Below are 16,086 nucleotides of genomic sequence, written 5' to 3'. Positions count from 1 at the left end.
CCTGCCACTTATTCAACTCTTAAAGTGCTACTAAAGGATTATTGCTGACAAGTGTCGGTGTTAGTTGCAGAGCATCGATTCTTGCCACACTGGCATCCACTGACTCACTGTCTGTTAGCAGGCCAAAGCGTACTTTGAAGACCTTACTGGCTTTTCCTTTAATCGTTGGCACGAGCCCTAAATTCCACTGATGCTTGCGGTTGTAGGCGAAGGATGTTCCTGGCTCGATACCGACTACATAGCCTTGCTCGATGGTGTCTGTATTTTTCCATAAGGTCAAAACGGGGAGTGTGTTTTGCGCCCAGCTGACTTCAATCGCGGCGTCGCCTGCGGCGTTTTTCATTAGAGCATGGCTCATGCCTTCTTCATCAGCGATGGGCAGTACGTTGAACACCATCTCGTCGAAATTTTCTGTTGGTGCTGACAGTTGACCCCATTCATGTACGCCATTGACCGCATAGTCGTTGAAAGGCGAAATTTGCGTGGCGGCGACATGTAATGAAGCCCCTTCCTCAAGCAATGGCGCGCCGAAATTATTATGGTAAATCGCCTGATAGGTATTATCGTAATTCGAGAGGTTGGTAAGCGTATCTTGAATGTGGATGTAGGGCTCATCAGGTGTCAGAGAAAGCTCAGTGTGCACTTCAAAGTTGGTGAACTTAAAACGCTTTTCGTCTACTCGTCCTGATAACGTAACGCGATAAGGTGGGAATTGCTCAACGGTAAGAACGACTTCATCGGCCGGTGTATTTTGGATACGGCCATGAAGTGTCAGCATGTCGCCATTGTCTTCGCCAGGGTGTCCGGCCCATTGATAGCCACAGCGAACCAGCATTTCATTAAAGCCATCGAGCCATCCAAGTCCGCCGGACGCTTCTTGATTGATAAAGCTTGGGTGTACTACTTCAGTAATGGGAGAGTCCCAGCCATAACGCAGTTCACCCCGAGACGCATCTAAAATGGCCATAGCGCGCGTTGGTATGACTCTTAGTACTTTGTCACCCACAGTTAGGGTGATGAGCTTAGAGCCTTGCTGCTTACCGCCACGTAGGGTCTGTAACTTACATTCAATGGCAATGTCGCTAGGAAGCCCCATATCTTCGGCGGTTAAGTGTGCCGAACTTAGATCAATGTTGTGATCGTGACTTAGAAACGTAAAACGAAACTCGGAGGACTGAGACATAACGACTCCCTTGTAGGTGGTGACGTCACTATATCGAGTTGCCGCGGTGCTGTAAAAGCGAAACCGATGGTCTACGCTTAAAGTGTGATCTGGGACTTGTCCCAAAGAATACTGTGGATGCCAGCTTGACTGGTACTGCGGTGTGCTGGCGTGCAACGGACGCTCTGTGTTCGTTTGCACGCCTTTTAATTTTCCTGCCTTATTTATATCTCATTTTGTGCAAACTGTGCTATGAATTAAAGAGTCCTGCTGTTGTTAGGTGAAAGCCTTACTGATGGCCCCTTTTAAAATACTAAGAGTACTGATACGTCTATGAAGTCAGCCATGATGATTCGCCAGAAAGTGGTATTGGGGTTAGCCGTTATTTTTGTGTTAGCCATTGCTATGATTTATATGGTGGTAGAAGGAAAAGTTAAGACGGATCTGATAGCAGAGCGCCAAGCTCAAATACAAGTTAACCAGCGTGGAGTAGTCGCGTTACTCGGTGCTAAATTAGACGAAGTACAGTTGATGACCAGCTCGCTCGCTTTAGCAGCGGCGCAATTACCAAAAGACGCAGCACTTTTTAAACAGGTATTCCCTCCTCTGATTGATAATCATGGTGATGGTAGTATTGCGGGGGGCGGTATCTGGCCGGAGCCTAATGCGTTTACCCAAGGTGTTGAGCGTCGTAGCTTTTTTTGGGCGCGTTCTGGGTCAGGTATCGAATTACTGGAAGACTATAATGATCCGGCAGGTTCGGGATACCACAATGAGGGTTGGTATAGCGTTGGGCGTAATGCGCCGATTGATCGTTGTAGCTGGTCGGAAGCCTATACCGACCCAGTGTCTAAAGTGCCCATGGTGACGTGTACCGTTCCTATCAAGGAGCAAGGGAAATTTACCGGTGTCGCGACAGTCGATATGTTGCTGGGTGGTATCACGCAGGTACTAGAAGATTATGGGTCTCAGAGCGAAGGGTATGTTTTTGCTTTGGATGCTCAAGGTCAAATGCTCAGCTTCCCTAAGTCGGCCGCAAAAATTGTTAAAGCCGATGACTCAATGGTGACTGCGAAAGAATTAGCGAGCCAACTACCTTGGTTGGCACCGGCTTTGAATGCGGCACGTAATAACTCTGAAACTATGATGGCGTTGTCAAGAGATGAGATTTTGGGGCAGTCTGCTTTCGTTGATATTATCAAAGAGCCAAAAACGGGTTGGACGATTGGTTTGGTCGTTCCTAAAGGCGTTATGACCGAAGTCGCTGACAGTATGAGTTGGTTTCTAATGATCGCATTAGGCGGTTTATTGATCGTTGTTAGTGGGATCACGCTAATGTTCTTCCGTAGGTTATTAGCTCGTATCGAACAGACGACGGAGCAGATTAACGGCTTGGTGTCTGGCAATACCTCACAAGCGCTTCAGATTCTTCATGGTGATGAGATTGGCGCATTGCGGACATCGGTGAATGCGTATGGCGATAAATTGAAGGCCTTACTTGCGAGTATCCACGCTGAATCAAGTAAGTTGGTGAGTGATGCCGGAAGACTGAAAAATTTCAGTAATGAATTTTTGAGTAAGGCCAATAGCCTTAGTGACGAGAACCATACTTTGGCGGCGGCGACCGAGCAATTTGGCGCCACATCCTCGGACGTTGCGATGTATTCCAATGAAACCAAATCGACAGTCGAACGAATTCATGTGGAAGTTCGCACCAGCGGCGATGAGATGTCAGGTGTGATCAATACCATGCGAGTATTGTCGAAAACCATGGACAGTGCTCAGCAGAAAATTTTACAACTGGACGAAGACAGTCGCAAAGCTCACAGCATGTTGAGTGTTATTCGGGATATTGCTGAGCAAACCAACCTGCTGGCATTAAATGCAGCCATTGAGGCGGCTCGTGCCGGTGAGACTGGTCGCGGTTTTGCGGTCGTTGCGGATGAAGTTCGAAATCTAGCGGCTAAGAGTGAAAGTTCTGCAGTAGAGATTGAGCGTGTATTAAACCGTTTGCAAGATGCTTCGAAAGACTCCGTTAGCTCGATGTCACAGGGCCTTTCTGAAACGGAGAAAGCGGTGACCAGTGCGGAATCTACCGCCAGTCATTTGCAGGAAGTCGTGAGTTCATTCTCTTTGATTACCGATCAAGCAACACAGATATCGGTTGCGGCAAATGAGCAGCAAAAAGTCTCGAATGATTTGACCCAATTTGTATCGCGCTTGCAGGCATTAACCAGCAGCAATGCAGATGATTCCAGTCATTTAAGTCACATGAGTGAAGAAATTGACGCGATCGCTAAGCGTTTGAACGAGCTACGTTAAAACGAAAAGTTCCAGTGATTATTTCCAAAAGCCTGCCAATTAAAGCAGGCTTTTTTTGGCTCGAAAAAGCCTCTTGAATTGGCGTAAGCTAAACAGAGATTGAACTAATAAGGAGTGACATGATGAAGGTAAGTTTCTTAGGGCTAGGCACAATGGGCTACCCAATGGCAGGTCATGTGAGCCGCGCAGGTCATGACGTCACGGTTTATAATCGCACACCAAGTAAAGCTCAAAATTGGTTAGAGGCATACTCGGGTGCAATGGCATTGACGCCAGAAAGCGCGGCAAACGCCTCGGATATTGTTCTAACGTGTGTGGGTAATGATGACGATCTGCGTCAATTGTATTTAGGCGAACAGGGGGCTTTGACATCAGCGCAACCTGGGACCTTGTTTATTGATCACACAACCGCTTCAGCCGAAGTGGCAAAAGAACTTGCTGAAGCCGCTGAAGCCAAAGCGTGCCGTTTCTTAGATGCGCCAGTCTCTGGAGGACAGGCCGGTGCGGAAAATGGTGTCCTAACGGTTATGATAGGTGGCTCTCAAGCGGATATTGACGAGGCTCAGCCGGTGTTAGAGTGTTTCGCTAAAGCTTATACACGCATGGGGGAGGTAGGCGCTGGCCAGCTGACTAAAATGGTAAATCAGATATTGGTGGGTGGTGTTTTAAGTGGCCTGTCAGAAGGTATCCGCTTTGCTCAGCAAGCAGGATTAGACGTTGAAACCTTAGTAGAAACACTCAAGTATGGTGCGGCTGGCTCATGGCAGTTAGAAAACCGTGGTGCGACCATGGCGAAGGACGAATTTGATTTTGGCTTCGCGATTGAATGGATGCACAAAGACCTGGGCATTGCTTTGGCTCAAGCGCAGCGCATGGGACTAACATTACCGTATACCCAAGTGATTGATTCGGATTATCAGGGATTAATTGAAGATGGTCGTGGGCGTCAGGACACCTCTGTATTGATTAAAACCTTGGATAAGTAACCCAAGGCTTTGTTTAAACCTGTAAGCGAGACGTTAGAACGAGTACAGCACCGATGCCGTGGTTTCGGTGTCTGTGGTATCTGTATCTGCTGGTACATCCGATGTGTATTTCACTCGGTAGGCCAGCTTCATTGCTAAATTCTCGATTATGCTCGCTTGTAATGAGGAAACGGATTCATTCACGGTATTGCCTCCATTAGTGCTGATCTCACTGGTCAGCTCTTGGCGAAATAAAGACGTTTTGGTGAAGCGTTTTTCATAAGTCCCCGCAAAGCGAACAAAATTGCCTCGGTCGGAATCAGCGTTTAGCGTGTCTCGGTCAATCGCAAAGTCGCGATAACCTACTCCAGCGGATGCTTCTAAATAGGATCCATCCGCTGCTTGCCAGAAGCGATTACCGTAACCAGTGGAAACAGAGCTTTTTCTGCGATAGCCTGAGAAACGATCATTTTCATGAGAGCCGCGGACATACCAAAACTCTTCCGTATTAAATTTGTAGTTGCTCTGGATGGAGCCGGAATACTTTTCGGCAGTCGTATCGCTATCTGAGCTACTGTACAACGAGCTAAGAGTATAGTTTGTTCGCCACTGAATGGACTCTTGGGTCAGGTCTAAGCGGCCATTAATATTGTTAGTATCACTGTTGCCTGATGTAGAAACAAAGCCAAGCTCAGCGGAGCCTGACCAGTTATCAGTGTTACTGTCGGTATCGGCAAAGACAGCGGAAGAAGCTAGGCTGACAGCAATAAAAGGGATTAGCAAAGCTCTGTTCATGGGTAGGGTCCTTTTGGTCTTGAACGGCGTATACCGTCAAACCTACCACAGCCATTTCTTTGACAAGAGTGAATGGGAACAGGTTGCATTGTTTGGCCATACTTCCCCTGATTTTTTGAAAATTGCTTAAGTGAATCTTGCAACAGAGAGATTTTATTCCTTTTTGATCGAGTGGTTCGTTACACTATTAAGTCAGTGATTAGCATAGAGTAGAGATGGTCCGTGTCGAATGTGAAGCGTTATTTAAATGGCTATGAATCAAGCTTGCAGCAGCAGGTAGAGGCAATGTTAGCAGCAGAGAAAACCGGAGCATGGCTAAAGAGTAAATATCCTAATTCTCACCAGTTGGCAGGTGAAAAGCAGCTCTATGAGTATGCGCAAGACATTAAACAAGAGTTTATGCGCAGCTCCGCGCCCATAAGTAAAGTTATCTATGATGATAAAATTCACGTGATTAACAATGCGTTAGGGTTGCATAGCTTTGTATCGCGGGTACAGGGTAGTAAGCTCAAGGCAAAGCATGAAATTCGCGTTGCTGCTATGTTTCGGCGTGTACCAGAAGCGATGTTGAGAATGATTTTGGTACACGAGTTAGCCCATCTTCGTGAAAAAGAGCACAACAAAGCGTTTTATAAGCTGTGTCGCCATATGGAACCGGATTATCACCAACTAGAGTTTGAGCTGCGTATTTACCTTTGCCATAAAGATAAGTTTGGTGAGCTGTGGAAGTAAGGACTGAAGTTATGCTTCAGTCCAGAGTTGAGATAGCTTAATCGAAGTCTGCTGAGCTGTGCCTTTCAGTCAGCCCATCATCGCCCCATGTACGATTTACTCGCACCCCACGTTTCACAGCAGGGCGTTCGGCGATCATCTCGGCCCAGCGTTTCACATAGGTGTATTCTTCGACATTTAGAAACTCGGCTGCATCGTAAAGTTTGCCCAATACTAAATTGCCATACCAAGGCCAGATAGCGATGTCTGCAATAGAGTACTCGTCGCCCGCCATATACTTATTTTCAACTAAGTGCTTATTCAGCAGGTCTAGCTGGCGTTTAGTTTCCATCGTGTAACGGTCAATTGGGTATTTGAGTTTCTCTGGCGCATAGGCGTAAAAGTGACCAAAACCACCGCCAAGGAAAGGCGCTGCGCCCATTTGCCACATTAGCCAGTTGCGACACTCCGTTTTCCCCTTGATATCTTTTGGCACCAGCACATCAAATTTTTCTGCTAAATACTGGAGGATGGAGCCAGACTCAAATACGCGTATCTGTGGGTCAGTAGTGGTGTCGATCATTGCTGGAATTTTTGAATTAGGGTTGATGTCGACAAAGCCTGAAGAAAATTGTTTGCCCTCACCAATATCAATTGTATACGCATCGTACTCTGCGTCATCTAAGCCTAACTCCAACAACTCTTCGAACATTATGGTTGCTTTCTGGCCATTGGGTGTTGCTAGGGAATGTAACTGGAAAGGGTGCTTGCCCTGTGGTAGAGCTTTATCATGAGTTGGGCCAGAGTAAGGGCGGTTAATTTTGGACCATTTTCCTGCCTCCTTCTCATCATATTTCCAAACTTTTGGTGGCGTATAATGGTTCTCAGAACTCATGATCTGCTCCTTTAATTAATGTGTATAGTTAACGTTATAGTGGTAACTACATAGAACCTCAAGGACAGGAGTAAGGAGACTGTGTGCAAAAAAAAAGCCAGCATAAAATGCTGGCTTTGATGAACTGACTAAAGTCGCTTAGGCGATCTTGGTCAACCAGTTATGCTTGTCAGGTGCTTTGCCCCACTGGATGTCATTCAGAGCTTGGCGCAGTTTCTGAGCCACAGGACCTGTGTCTCCAGAACCGACTTTGTATTCTTTATCATTGTGAATGAAGGTGCCTACAGACGTTAATACCGCAGCGGTACCAGAAAGCATGGCTTCAACACCAGGTTTCGCCGCGCGCTCAAGCAGTTCCTCAACAGATACTTCACGCTCAGAAACCGTCATGCCCAGATCTTCAGCGATGGTAAGAATACTAGAGCGCGTAACGCCGTGTAGGAAGCTTGAGTCCAGCGCTTTGGTAATGATTTCGTTGCCATCAACGATCAAGAAGTTAGCCGCGCCCGTTTCAGTGATGTAGCCATTTGGGCAGAAAAGAATCTGATCGGCTTGGTACTTTGCTTTCGCTTCAAGCGTTGGTGCAAGAGCACTGGCGTAGTTACCACCACTCTTGATCATTCCCATATGTGGTGCGCAGCGTTGACCGGTCTCATCAAGTAATAGTCGCAGTGCTTTAGCTCCGCCAGCAAAATAATCACCTACTGGTGAAAGCAAGATGTAAACCATCGATGTTTCAGAGGGTGCTGCCGCTTTGCCAACCGCTGCTTCTGTACCGATGTGTGTCGGACGAATGTACATTGAGCCAGGAGGTAAAGGAACATCTGCAGCGTATTCAGCCACAACGTCTTTAATCATTTGAGAGACTTGTTCTTTATCGACTTCCGGCAACGACAACAATTGGCTGCTTTGCGCGAAGCGATTGACGTTTTGGTCCATTCGAAAGACATGCACGCTGCCGTCTTCGTGACGGAATGCTTTCAAGCCTTCAAAACAAGTGCTTGAGTAGTGCAAAACGTGCGCACCTGGGTGCAGAGAGATGCTGTCAGATGAAACGATCTGAGCGTCAGACCATTGATTATTTTCGAATGTTGCTAATGCCATTTTCGGCATAAACACGCTACCAAAAGCCGCCATTATGAGTTCCTACTGAATGAAATTGCGAAAAGGATATGTGCGATTAAGTTTGGTCAGGCGATAACATTGGATGTCCAAGACTTAATCTCAAAATAGTAAAACAGATTGGCGTTGTAAGAAAGTGAGATTCTTAGATTAGGGCGCTCTTGCGACCAATTATCGATATTTTTAGGGTTTTAGCGAAGTGCCACAGACTGATAGGTTCTATGGCACTTTTGGTTAGCGATTATTCAGAATCGAAATATAGTGATCTGTGCGATTGGTATGCTCGTGCGGCGCAACCTCCCGTATCTGCTGAACGCCTTTGAAGTCTGCACGTAGGGCTTTTATTAATGCGTACATCATCATGAAGATAATAAAAGAAAACGGAAGCCCTGCGGCAAGAGACGCTGTTTGTAGTGCCTTTAATCCTCCAGCGAGTAATAACACTGCCGCAACAACGCCTTCACTTAGTCCCCAAAAAACACGATAGCCAGTCGGTGGCGTTTCACTTCCCATCGACACCATGGTGGTGATGACTAAGGTGCCAGAGTCAGATGAGGTGACGAAGTAGGTAATGATTAGGATTAAAGAGATCAAGGCTACAAATTGCGTCAAAATACCTAAGTTGAGGTTTTCGATGACGACAAATAAAGGCTTGGAAATGTCTTCATTAACGGCATTAATCACACCGGCAGTACCAAAACCGCCTTCAGCGAATAGCTCCATGTGCATGCTTGTGCCACCTAGAATCGCCATCCAAAAGAATGTCACTAATGTCGGAACCAGCAGTACGCCTAAACAGAATTCGCGAATCGTTCGACCTTTTGATACTCGTGCGATAAACATGCCGACGAAGGGTGCCCAAGCAATCCACCACCCCCAGTAGAACACTGTCCACCAGCCTTGCCACTGTCGTGTAGGGTCAGGGTCAACCCAAAAACCCATCGGGATCATGTTTACAATGTAATCTCCTAGATTCGTTACAAAGAAGCCAAGCAAGAACACCGTAGGGCCCGCAAATAGAAAGATAATGATCAGTAAAATCGACAGCCACATGTTAACTTCAGACAAGATTTTGATGCCACGACCAACCCCTGATACCGCTGAGATAGTCGAAATCACCGATACAACACCGATAATAATGACCTGCGGGACAATGCCAATTTCCACTCCGAACATATAATTCAAGCCAGCATTAATCTGGCCAGCGCCGAGCCCAAGGGTGGTCGCTACACCAAATAGCGTTCCGAATACGGCCAGTAGATCGGCAATATGACCGCGCCAGCCGAAAATCTTATCGCCAAAGATAGGGTATAGAGCTGAGCGGATTGTCAGTGGTAGCTCATGTCGATAAGCAAAATACGCTAACGCTAAGCCCACGATGACATAGACGGCCCAACCATGTAGTCCCCAGTGTAAGAACGTTGTTTGCATAGCAACGTTCGCGCCTTCCATGGTATTGGCGGCACCGTCAGCAAGGAAAGGGCTGTTTTGAATGTGGTAAGACGGCTCAGCAATGGACCAGAACAATAGGCCTATTCCCATCCCCGCACCAAACAGCATTGAGAACCAAGAGAAATAGCTGAACTCTGGACGGTCGTCGTCTTTGCCAAGTCGTATGTGGCCGTAGCGGGAACACATGAGGTAGAACGTAAAACCAACAAATACACACATCGATAAAACATAAAACCAATCTAAGCTATTTTGAATCCAAGACTGCATCCCAGAAAAAGTACTCGCAGCGAAGTCGACGTCGTAGAGTGTAAAAATGACAAAAGCGAGGATGAGCCCTTTCGAGAAGAGCGCCATATTCGGGTTAAGGTCCCGAAACATGCCTTTGTTAGCGAGTATTACGTAGTCCGTATCGGATCTATTTGATTTTATTCCCATGGGAAGACCTTTATGAATGCTATCGATGGTAATACGTTAGCGATCAAGAAAGAGGCCGTAAACGCCCTTTAAACTAATGAATAACATAAGAATAACTAATGTTATTTTTCTTTTTAATGCTCTTGTTTTGGTACATGTAAGTCTGTTTGATGCAGGTTACGAAAATGGATAGGAGCTAAAAACAGAAATACCAATTTTAAGTTTATGATAAATAGGGCTTTTAATTTTTTTGGTGACTTTTCTTGAAATAGAAAAGTGGCATTTGTTTTTATGGTTAAGAAAATTAGTTTCCTATATATTATTATAGTTTATGTTTATGAGGTCGTTTTAGCGAGTGTTTAAAATGCTACTCTGATTGTTTTTTTGACGGTAATAGGCAATTTAAAGGACGTTTTTATGGGTGGCAATTCAGCGTATTCATGACGGCTTGTACCGTTAATTTTGTCGAAGTGGAGTGGGATGAACATATTTATTTAGGTAAAAAAAAGCCCCTTCTAATGAGGGGCTTTCGTAATGCTATGGCTAAATGAAGCTTAAGCGCTGACCTTCGCAGATAAGCGTTCAGCGGCTAACTTAGCGGCCGGTTCAAATTCTTCCGTACCGCTTGCAAGTTGCTCCGCTAGGATCTTCTTCATGCGACGTGACCAGAATTTAATAATGTGGTTCTCCACAATATCTGCGACGTCCGAATCAGAGCCTGCGCTCACATTGTTTTGAGCAATGTGGTTAATCATCGTTACGATGCTTTCTTCTTCAGTATGAAACATAGTGCTCTCTCAATACCTACTTATTTAACAGCATCAGCGGAAGACGCTGCGCCACGCAAGAACTCATATTGACGTTCATGGTTGTCTTGGAAGTTCTTCTGCCATTCAGATGGCTGAGATACTTTCTCAACTTGCACTGCAGTCACTTTGTACTCAGGACAGTTGGTTGCCCAGTCTGAGTTATTGGTTGTGATCACGTTTGCGCCACTGCCTGGGTGATGGAATGTTGTGTATACCACACCTGGCTGCATACGCTCAGCAACACGCGCACGCAGAACAGTTTGACCTGCACGGCTGGTAATGCCCAACCAATCGCCTGTCTTAATACCGCGCTCTTCGGCATCGTGCGGATGAATGTCTAGAATATCTTCATCATGCCACGCTTGGTTGTCTGTACGACGTGTTTGAGCACCTACGTTGTATTGGCTCAAAATACGGCCGGTTGTTAGCAACAATGGGAAACGGCCGTTAGCGCGTTCTGTTGTTGGTACAAACTCCGTTACAGCGAACAGTGCTTTACCTTCGTCACCGATAGGGAAGCTTTCAGTGTGCATGATCGGAGATCCCATCGGGAATTCATCGTTACATGGCCACTGTAGGCTGCCGTGTTTTTCTAGCATATCGTAGCTAACGTTGGCGAAGCTTGGCGTCAATTGCGCAATCTCATCCATGATCTCAGATGGGTGAGAGTAGTTCATTGGGTAGCCTAAAGCATTTGAAAGCTCAACTGTCACTTCCCAATCTTCTTTGCCTGCAACCGGTGGCATCACTTTACGAACGCGGTTGATACGACGCTCTGCGTTAGTGAAGGTACCGTTCTTCTCTAGGAAAGTAGAACCTGGTAGTAATACGTGAGCAAATTTCGCTGTTTCGTTCAAGAAAATGTCTTGTACGATCAAGCAATCCAATGCTGATAGAGCAGCTTCAACGTGCTGTGTGTTCGGATCGGACTGAGCGATGTCTTCGCCTTGAACGTACATGGCACGGAATTCACCAGACAAGGCCGCATCGAACATGTTCGGGATACGTAGACCTGGTTCGTCGTCTAGCGTTACGCCCCATACTTTCTCGAAACGAGCACGGGCAACAGCGTCAGAAACGTGCTGGTAACCTGGTAGCTCGTGCGGGAAAGAACCCATATCACACGAACCTTGTACGTTGTTCTGACCACGCAGTGGGTTAACACCAACGCCTTCACGCCCCATGTTGCCTGTCGCCAGTGCAAGGTTGGCGATGCCCATTACCATGGTTGAACCTTGGCTATGTTCTGTAACGCCTAGACCGTAGTAGATTGATGCATTTTTTGCAGTTGCGAACTTACGTGCAGCGTCACGTACTTTCTCTGCTTTAACGCCTGTAATCTCTTCTACATTTTCTGGTGCATGACGCTCTTCAATAATGAATTCACGCCATTTCGCATAAGCACCTTGTTCACAACGTGCTGCAATGAACTCTTTGTCCTCATAGCCTTCGGTAATGACCACGTGTGCTAGAGCGTTGATCATAGCGACGTTTGTACCAGGGCGAAGAGGCAAGTGCGTTGAGTTGCCTAAGTGAGGTGTGCTCAAAAGATCGATTTCACGTGGGTCCGCTACGATCAAACTTGCGCCTTCACGAAGACGGCGACGCATTAGCGAGCCGAATACTGGGTGAGCGTCTGTTGGGTTGGCACCGATAACAAGAATACAATCCGAGAACATAACGGAGTCGAATGTTTGCGTGCCCGCAGATTCGCCCAGTGTTTGTTTTAGGCCGTAACCGGTCGGGCTATGACATACACGTGCACACGTATCGGTGTTGTTGTTACCAAAGGCCGCACGAATCAGTTTTTGCACCAAGTACGTTTCTTCGTTAGTACAACGAGAAGACGTAATACCACCGATACTTTCACGGCCGTATTGTGCTTGGATGTCTTTTAGACGTTTTGCTGCGAAACCGATCGCTTCTTCCCAGCTTACTTCTTTCCAAGGCTGGTCGATGGAATCACGAATCATTGGCGCTTTAATACGGTCTTTATGGGTTGCGTAACCGAATGCGAAACGACCTTTAACACACGAGTGACCGTGGTTGGCGTCGCCTTCTTTCGCTGGCACCATTCGTACTAGCTGATCGCCTTTCATTTCTGCTTTGAAAGAACAACCGACACCACAGTAAGCACATGTCGTTGTGACGCTGTGCTCAGGTGTGCCCATGTCAATGACAGAGTTTTCCATCAGTGTGGCGGTCGGACATGCTTGTACACAAGCGCCACACGATACACATTCCGAATCAAGGAAATCTTCGTCTTGGCCCGCAGCGACTTTAGAGTCGAAGCCGCGTCCGTCAATCGTCAATGCAAACGTACCTTGCACTTCTTCACAGGCGCGTACGCAACGTGAACAAACGATACACTTACTCGCATCGAAGGTGAAATAAGGGTTTGATTGGTCTTTTGGTGCATCTAGGTGGTTATTGCCATCAAAGCCGTAACGCACTTCGCGTAGACCTACTGCCCCTGCCATGTCCTGTAGTTCACAGTCACCGTTTGCTGGACAAGTCAGACAATCTAGCGGGTGATCGGAAATATACAGTTCCATGATGTTACGACGAAGCTTCGCAAGCTTGTCGTTTTGAGTCGTAACTTTCATGCCAGCATCAACAGGTGTTGTACATGAAGCAGGTGTGCCACGGCGGCCTTCAATCTGAACCGCACAAATGCGGCAAGAACCGAAGGCTTCTAGGTTATCGCTGGCACACAGTTTAGGGATATTAATGTCGTGAAGTGCGGCTGCACGCATCACAGATGTACCTTCTGGCACGGTGATTTCCACGCCATCGATTTCCAGTGTCACCATCTTCTCGCTTAGAGAAGCTGGTGTACCGTAGTCTTTGTTAGGGTCAAAATGTTGCAACATAATTAGACCTCCTTCGCTTGGGTCGCTGAAGCTGCGTTCTTAACGAAGTCCTCAGTAAAGTGTTTCATGGCACTCTGTACTGGGAATGGTGTCATACCGCCCATGGCACAAAGAGAGCCGTCTAACATCGTCTCACATAGGTCAGACAACAACTCCATGTTTGCGTCGACGTTCTTACCTTCGCGAATGCGGTCGATCACTTCGACACCACGTGTAGAACCGATACGGCATGGTGTACATTTACCGCAAGACTCAGCAACACAGAACTCCATAGAGAAGCGTGCCTGTTCACTCATATCAACCGTGTCGTCAAACATAACGACACCACCGTGACCAAGTACCGCATCTTTCTGGCTAAATTCTTCATAGCCTAGTGGTGTATCCCACTGGCCTTCGTGTAGGTATGCACCTAAAGGGCCACCTACTTGCACCGCACGTAATGGACGACCATTGCGTGTGCCACCACCGAATTCGAACATCAGTTCGTTCAGTGTAGGACCAAATGCCAATTCCACCAAGCCGCCGAACTTAACGTTACCCGCTACTTGGAATGGTAGCGTACCGCGAGAACGGCCAACGCCAACATCGGCATAGGCTTTCGCGCCTTTGTCCATAATGAATGGCACAGCCGCTAAAGACAGTACGTTGTTAACTACGGTTGGTTGGCCGAATAGGCCGACAATCGCTGGCAAAGGTGGCTTCGCGCGCACTAGGCCGCGTTTGCCTTCTAAACTTTCTAGTAGTGACGTTTCTTCACCACAGATGTAGGCACCGGCACCCATTCGCACTTCTAGATCGAAGTGGTTGCCGCTGCCTAGAATATCAGCACCTAGCAAGTTGTTTTCGTACGCTGTTTTGATTGCCTGATTCAAATTTTCGATTGAAAGAGGGTATTCAGAACGGCAGTAGATATAACCTTGTGTTGCGCCAACAGCAAGACCTGCAATGGTCATACCTTCAATCAGCATGTATGGGTCACATTCCATCACCAAACGGTCTGCGAAGGTACCTGAGTCACCTTCGTCGGCGTTACAGACGATGTATTTTTGATTCTTTGGAGATTCAACATCCAGAACCGTCTGCCATTTGATGCCAGTCGGGAACGCTGCACCGCCACGACCACGTAGGCCCGACTCTTTCACGGCATCAACGATTTGTTGAGAGGAAAGTTTGATGGCGTTTTGTAGGCCTTTAAAACCGTCGTTGGCTTGGTAATCTTCAAGCGATACAGGGTTAGTAATACCTAAGCGTGCGAACGTGAAGCGCTCTTGGCGTTTTAGGTACGGAATTTCTTCTACGAGACCTAGCGCTAAAGCGTGCTCTACGTCACCTTTCCAAAACTCTGCTGCAAACAAAGACTCAATATCGCCTTCTTTGACAGGGCCGAAACCGTAGCGACCAGCGTCGGTGTCCACTTCTACAAGTGGTTCGATCCAGTAAAGGCCGCGGGTACCATTACGACGTACTTCTACGTCGATTTTATGCTCTTCAGCAACGATCTCAATCAGACGAGCAATGCGGTCCGCACCCCGAGCTTTAGCGGTCGTGTCAGAAGGAACGTGAATGCGAAATGTCATTAAAGAATCTCCACTCGATCGGTTTTAAGGCCTTCAACCAATTCATCGAAGCGTGTTGCATCGACGTCAGCATGAATGTCGTTACCCACACGAATAGATGGGCCACAAGAACAGTTGCCTAAGCAGTAAACTGGCTCAAGAGTAATGTTACGATCGGCCGTCGTTTGGTGGTAGTCCACACCTAGCGCTGCTTTAGCGTGAGCTTCTAGCGCACGAGAACCTTGCGCTTGGCAAGCCTCTGCACGACAAATCTCAACAACGTGGCGTCCTGGTTGATGTGTACGAAAATGGTGGTAGAAGCTGATCACACCATGAACTTCTGCACGAGTTAACTTCAACGCCTGAGCGATCAAGGAAACAGCCTCTTCAGGGACATAAGAAAAGCGGTCCTGAATAGCGTGTAGAATCGGTAATAGAGCTCCTGGCTTGGATTTGAGCTCATCAATGATGGCCTGGGCAGTTACTGGCTCCCATGCAACTGCTTTAGATGTAGTCATTGTATTTCCTCCTGTCGCCCAGCTACAAAGTTGAGTTCGTAATCTGGCGGAAATGTTGCTTATTATTGTAGCGGTTAATGCGTGTAAGAGCAGTGTAGTTCAGTTAGGGTTCTCCTGCAGAACCTTCACTAATCAACTGCTACTTAGCCGCTGTCAAGAGTTTAAAACTGATGCGCACATTAGCACAGGTCAATTTTGCTCATTTATCTTATTACGACACATTCTAGTACTTTGGCGCATTCGTTTTTGCAAATCTTAAAATTGAAATAATTGTTTAAGTTTTGCGCAAAGCAATGTCACGAGTCAGCTTTTCTACATAAAACTCCTTTCAGTGATGCTTTGCTATCAAAAAAAGTTATAGCTGACATAAAAAAGTCACAGGAAAACAAAAAATCGTCGTTATCACGACTTGCGCTGACGCTTGTGTGCAAGATTACTCGGGGTAGCTGGTTTCTAATTGGCTACATCCCAATATAGGGTGATAGTCCACAT

Annotated in this window: 12 protein-coding genes; 3 read left to right on the top strand and 9 right to left on the bottom strand. The window is 46.9% G+C overall.

Annotation, left to right across the window (positions count from 1 at the left end):
- Window positions 1-19 precede the first annotated feature (19 nt).
- Window positions 20-1,183 (bottom strand): aldose 1-epimerase family protein, encoded by a 1,164-nt coding sequence (locus ACPUEK_RS01595; RefSeq protein WP_067033078.1) that lies wholly within the window; start codon window positions 1,181-1,183, stop codon window positions 20-22.
- A 324-nt stretch (window positions 1,184-1,507) separates the two neighbouring features.
- Between ACPUEK_RS01595 and ACPUEK_RS01590 the strand changes: the two genes are divergently transcribed.
- Window positions 1,508-3,484, top strand: coding sequence for a methyl-accepting chemotaxis protein (locus ACPUEK_RS01590; protein WP_425642072.1), 1,977 nt, complete (start codon window positions 1,508-1,510; stop codon window positions 3,482-3,484).
- 119 nt (window positions 3,485-3,603) lie between these two features.
- Window positions 3,604-4,470, top strand: a complete 867-nt coding sequence (locus ACPUEK_RS01585; protein ID WP_425642071.1) for an NAD(P)-dependent oxidoreductase — start codon at window positions 3,604-3,606, stop codon at window positions 4,468-4,470.
- Window positions 4,471-4,503: 33 nt separating this feature from the next.
- Here ACPUEK_RS01585 and ACPUEK_RS01580 read toward each other — a convergent pair whose 3' ends face one another.
- Window positions 4,504-5,244 (bottom strand): DUF481 domain-containing protein, encoded by a 741-nt coding sequence (locus ACPUEK_RS01580; RefSeq protein ID WP_082866086.1) that lies wholly within the window; start codon window positions 5,242-5,244, stop codon window positions 4,504-4,506.
- Between the two features lie 231 nt (window positions 5,245-5,475).
- Here ACPUEK_RS01580 and ACPUEK_RS01575 point away from each other — a divergent pair, with 231 nt between their 5' ends.
- Complete coding sequence (locus tag ACPUEK_RS01575; RefSeq protein WP_425643045.1) at window positions 5,476-5,976, top strand: M48 family metallopeptidase; 501 nt, start codon at window positions 5,476-5,478, stop codon at window positions 5,974-5,976.
- Window positions 5,977-6,013: 37 nt separating this feature from the next.
- Here the strand turns inward: ACPUEK_RS01575 and yghU are convergent, their stop codons facing one another.
- The 7 genes from yghU to ACPUEK_RS01540 form a co-directional block, all read right to left on the bottom strand.
- Complete coding sequence (gene yghU, locus ACPUEK_RS01570; RefSeq protein ID WP_425642070.1) at window positions 6,014-6,850, bottom strand: glutathione-dependent disulfide-bond oxidoreductase; 837 nt, start codon at window positions 6,848-6,850, stop codon at window positions 6,014-6,016.
- 138 nt (window positions 6,851-6,988) lie between these two features.
- Window positions 6,989-7,987, bottom strand: coding sequence for a branched-chain amino acid aminotransferase (locus tag ACPUEK_RS01565; RefSeq protein ID WP_067215876.1), 999 nt, complete (start codon window positions 7,985-7,987; stop codon window positions 6,989-6,991).
- 219 nt (window positions 7,988-8,206) lie between these two features.
- The gene (locus tag ACPUEK_RS01560) at window positions 8,207-9,859 is read right to left on the bottom strand and encodes a BCCT family transporter (RefSeq protein ID WP_425642069.1); all 1,653 of its coding nucleotides are present in this window, start codon (window positions 9,857-9,859) and stop codon (window positions 8,207-8,209) included.
- 533 nt (window positions 9,860-10,392) lie between these two features.
- Window positions 10,393-10,626 (bottom strand): formate dehydrogenase subunit delta, encoded by a 234-nt coding sequence (locus ACPUEK_RS01555; protein WP_067215863.1) that lies wholly within the window; start codon window positions 10,624-10,626, stop codon window positions 10,393-10,395.
- A 20-nt stretch (window positions 10,627-10,646) separates the two neighbouring features.
- On the bottom strand, window positions 10,647-13,520 hold the full coding sequence (gene fdhF / locus ACPUEK_RS01550; RefSeq protein ID WP_425642068.1) for a formate dehydrogenase subunit alpha: 2,874 nt from the start codon (window positions 13,518-13,520) through the stop codon (window positions 10,647-10,649).
- Window positions 13,521-13,522: 2 nt separating this feature from the next.
- Window positions 13,523-15,097 (bottom strand): formate dehydrogenase beta subunit, encoded by a 1,575-nt coding sequence (locus ACPUEK_RS01545; RefSeq protein WP_425642067.1) that lies wholly within the window; start codon window positions 15,095-15,097, stop codon window positions 13,523-13,525.
- Entirely contained in the window at window positions 15,097-15,594 is a 498-nt protein-coding gene (locus tag ACPUEK_RS01540) for a formate dehydrogenase subunit gamma (RefSeq protein WP_067215855.1), read from the bottom strand. The genes ACPUEK_RS01545 and ACPUEK_RS01540 overlap by 1 nt, the downstream gene beginning before the upstream one ends.
- Window positions 15,595-16,086: the final 492 nt, after the last annotated feature.

This window comes from Marinomonas gallaica (assembly GCF_049821165.1).
GTDB classification, from domain to species: Bacteria; Pseudomonadota; Gammaproteobacteria; order Pseudomonadales; family Marinomonadaceae; genus Marinomonas; species Marinomonas gallaica.
This window is presented reverse-complemented; position numbering and strand designations above follow the sequence as displayed.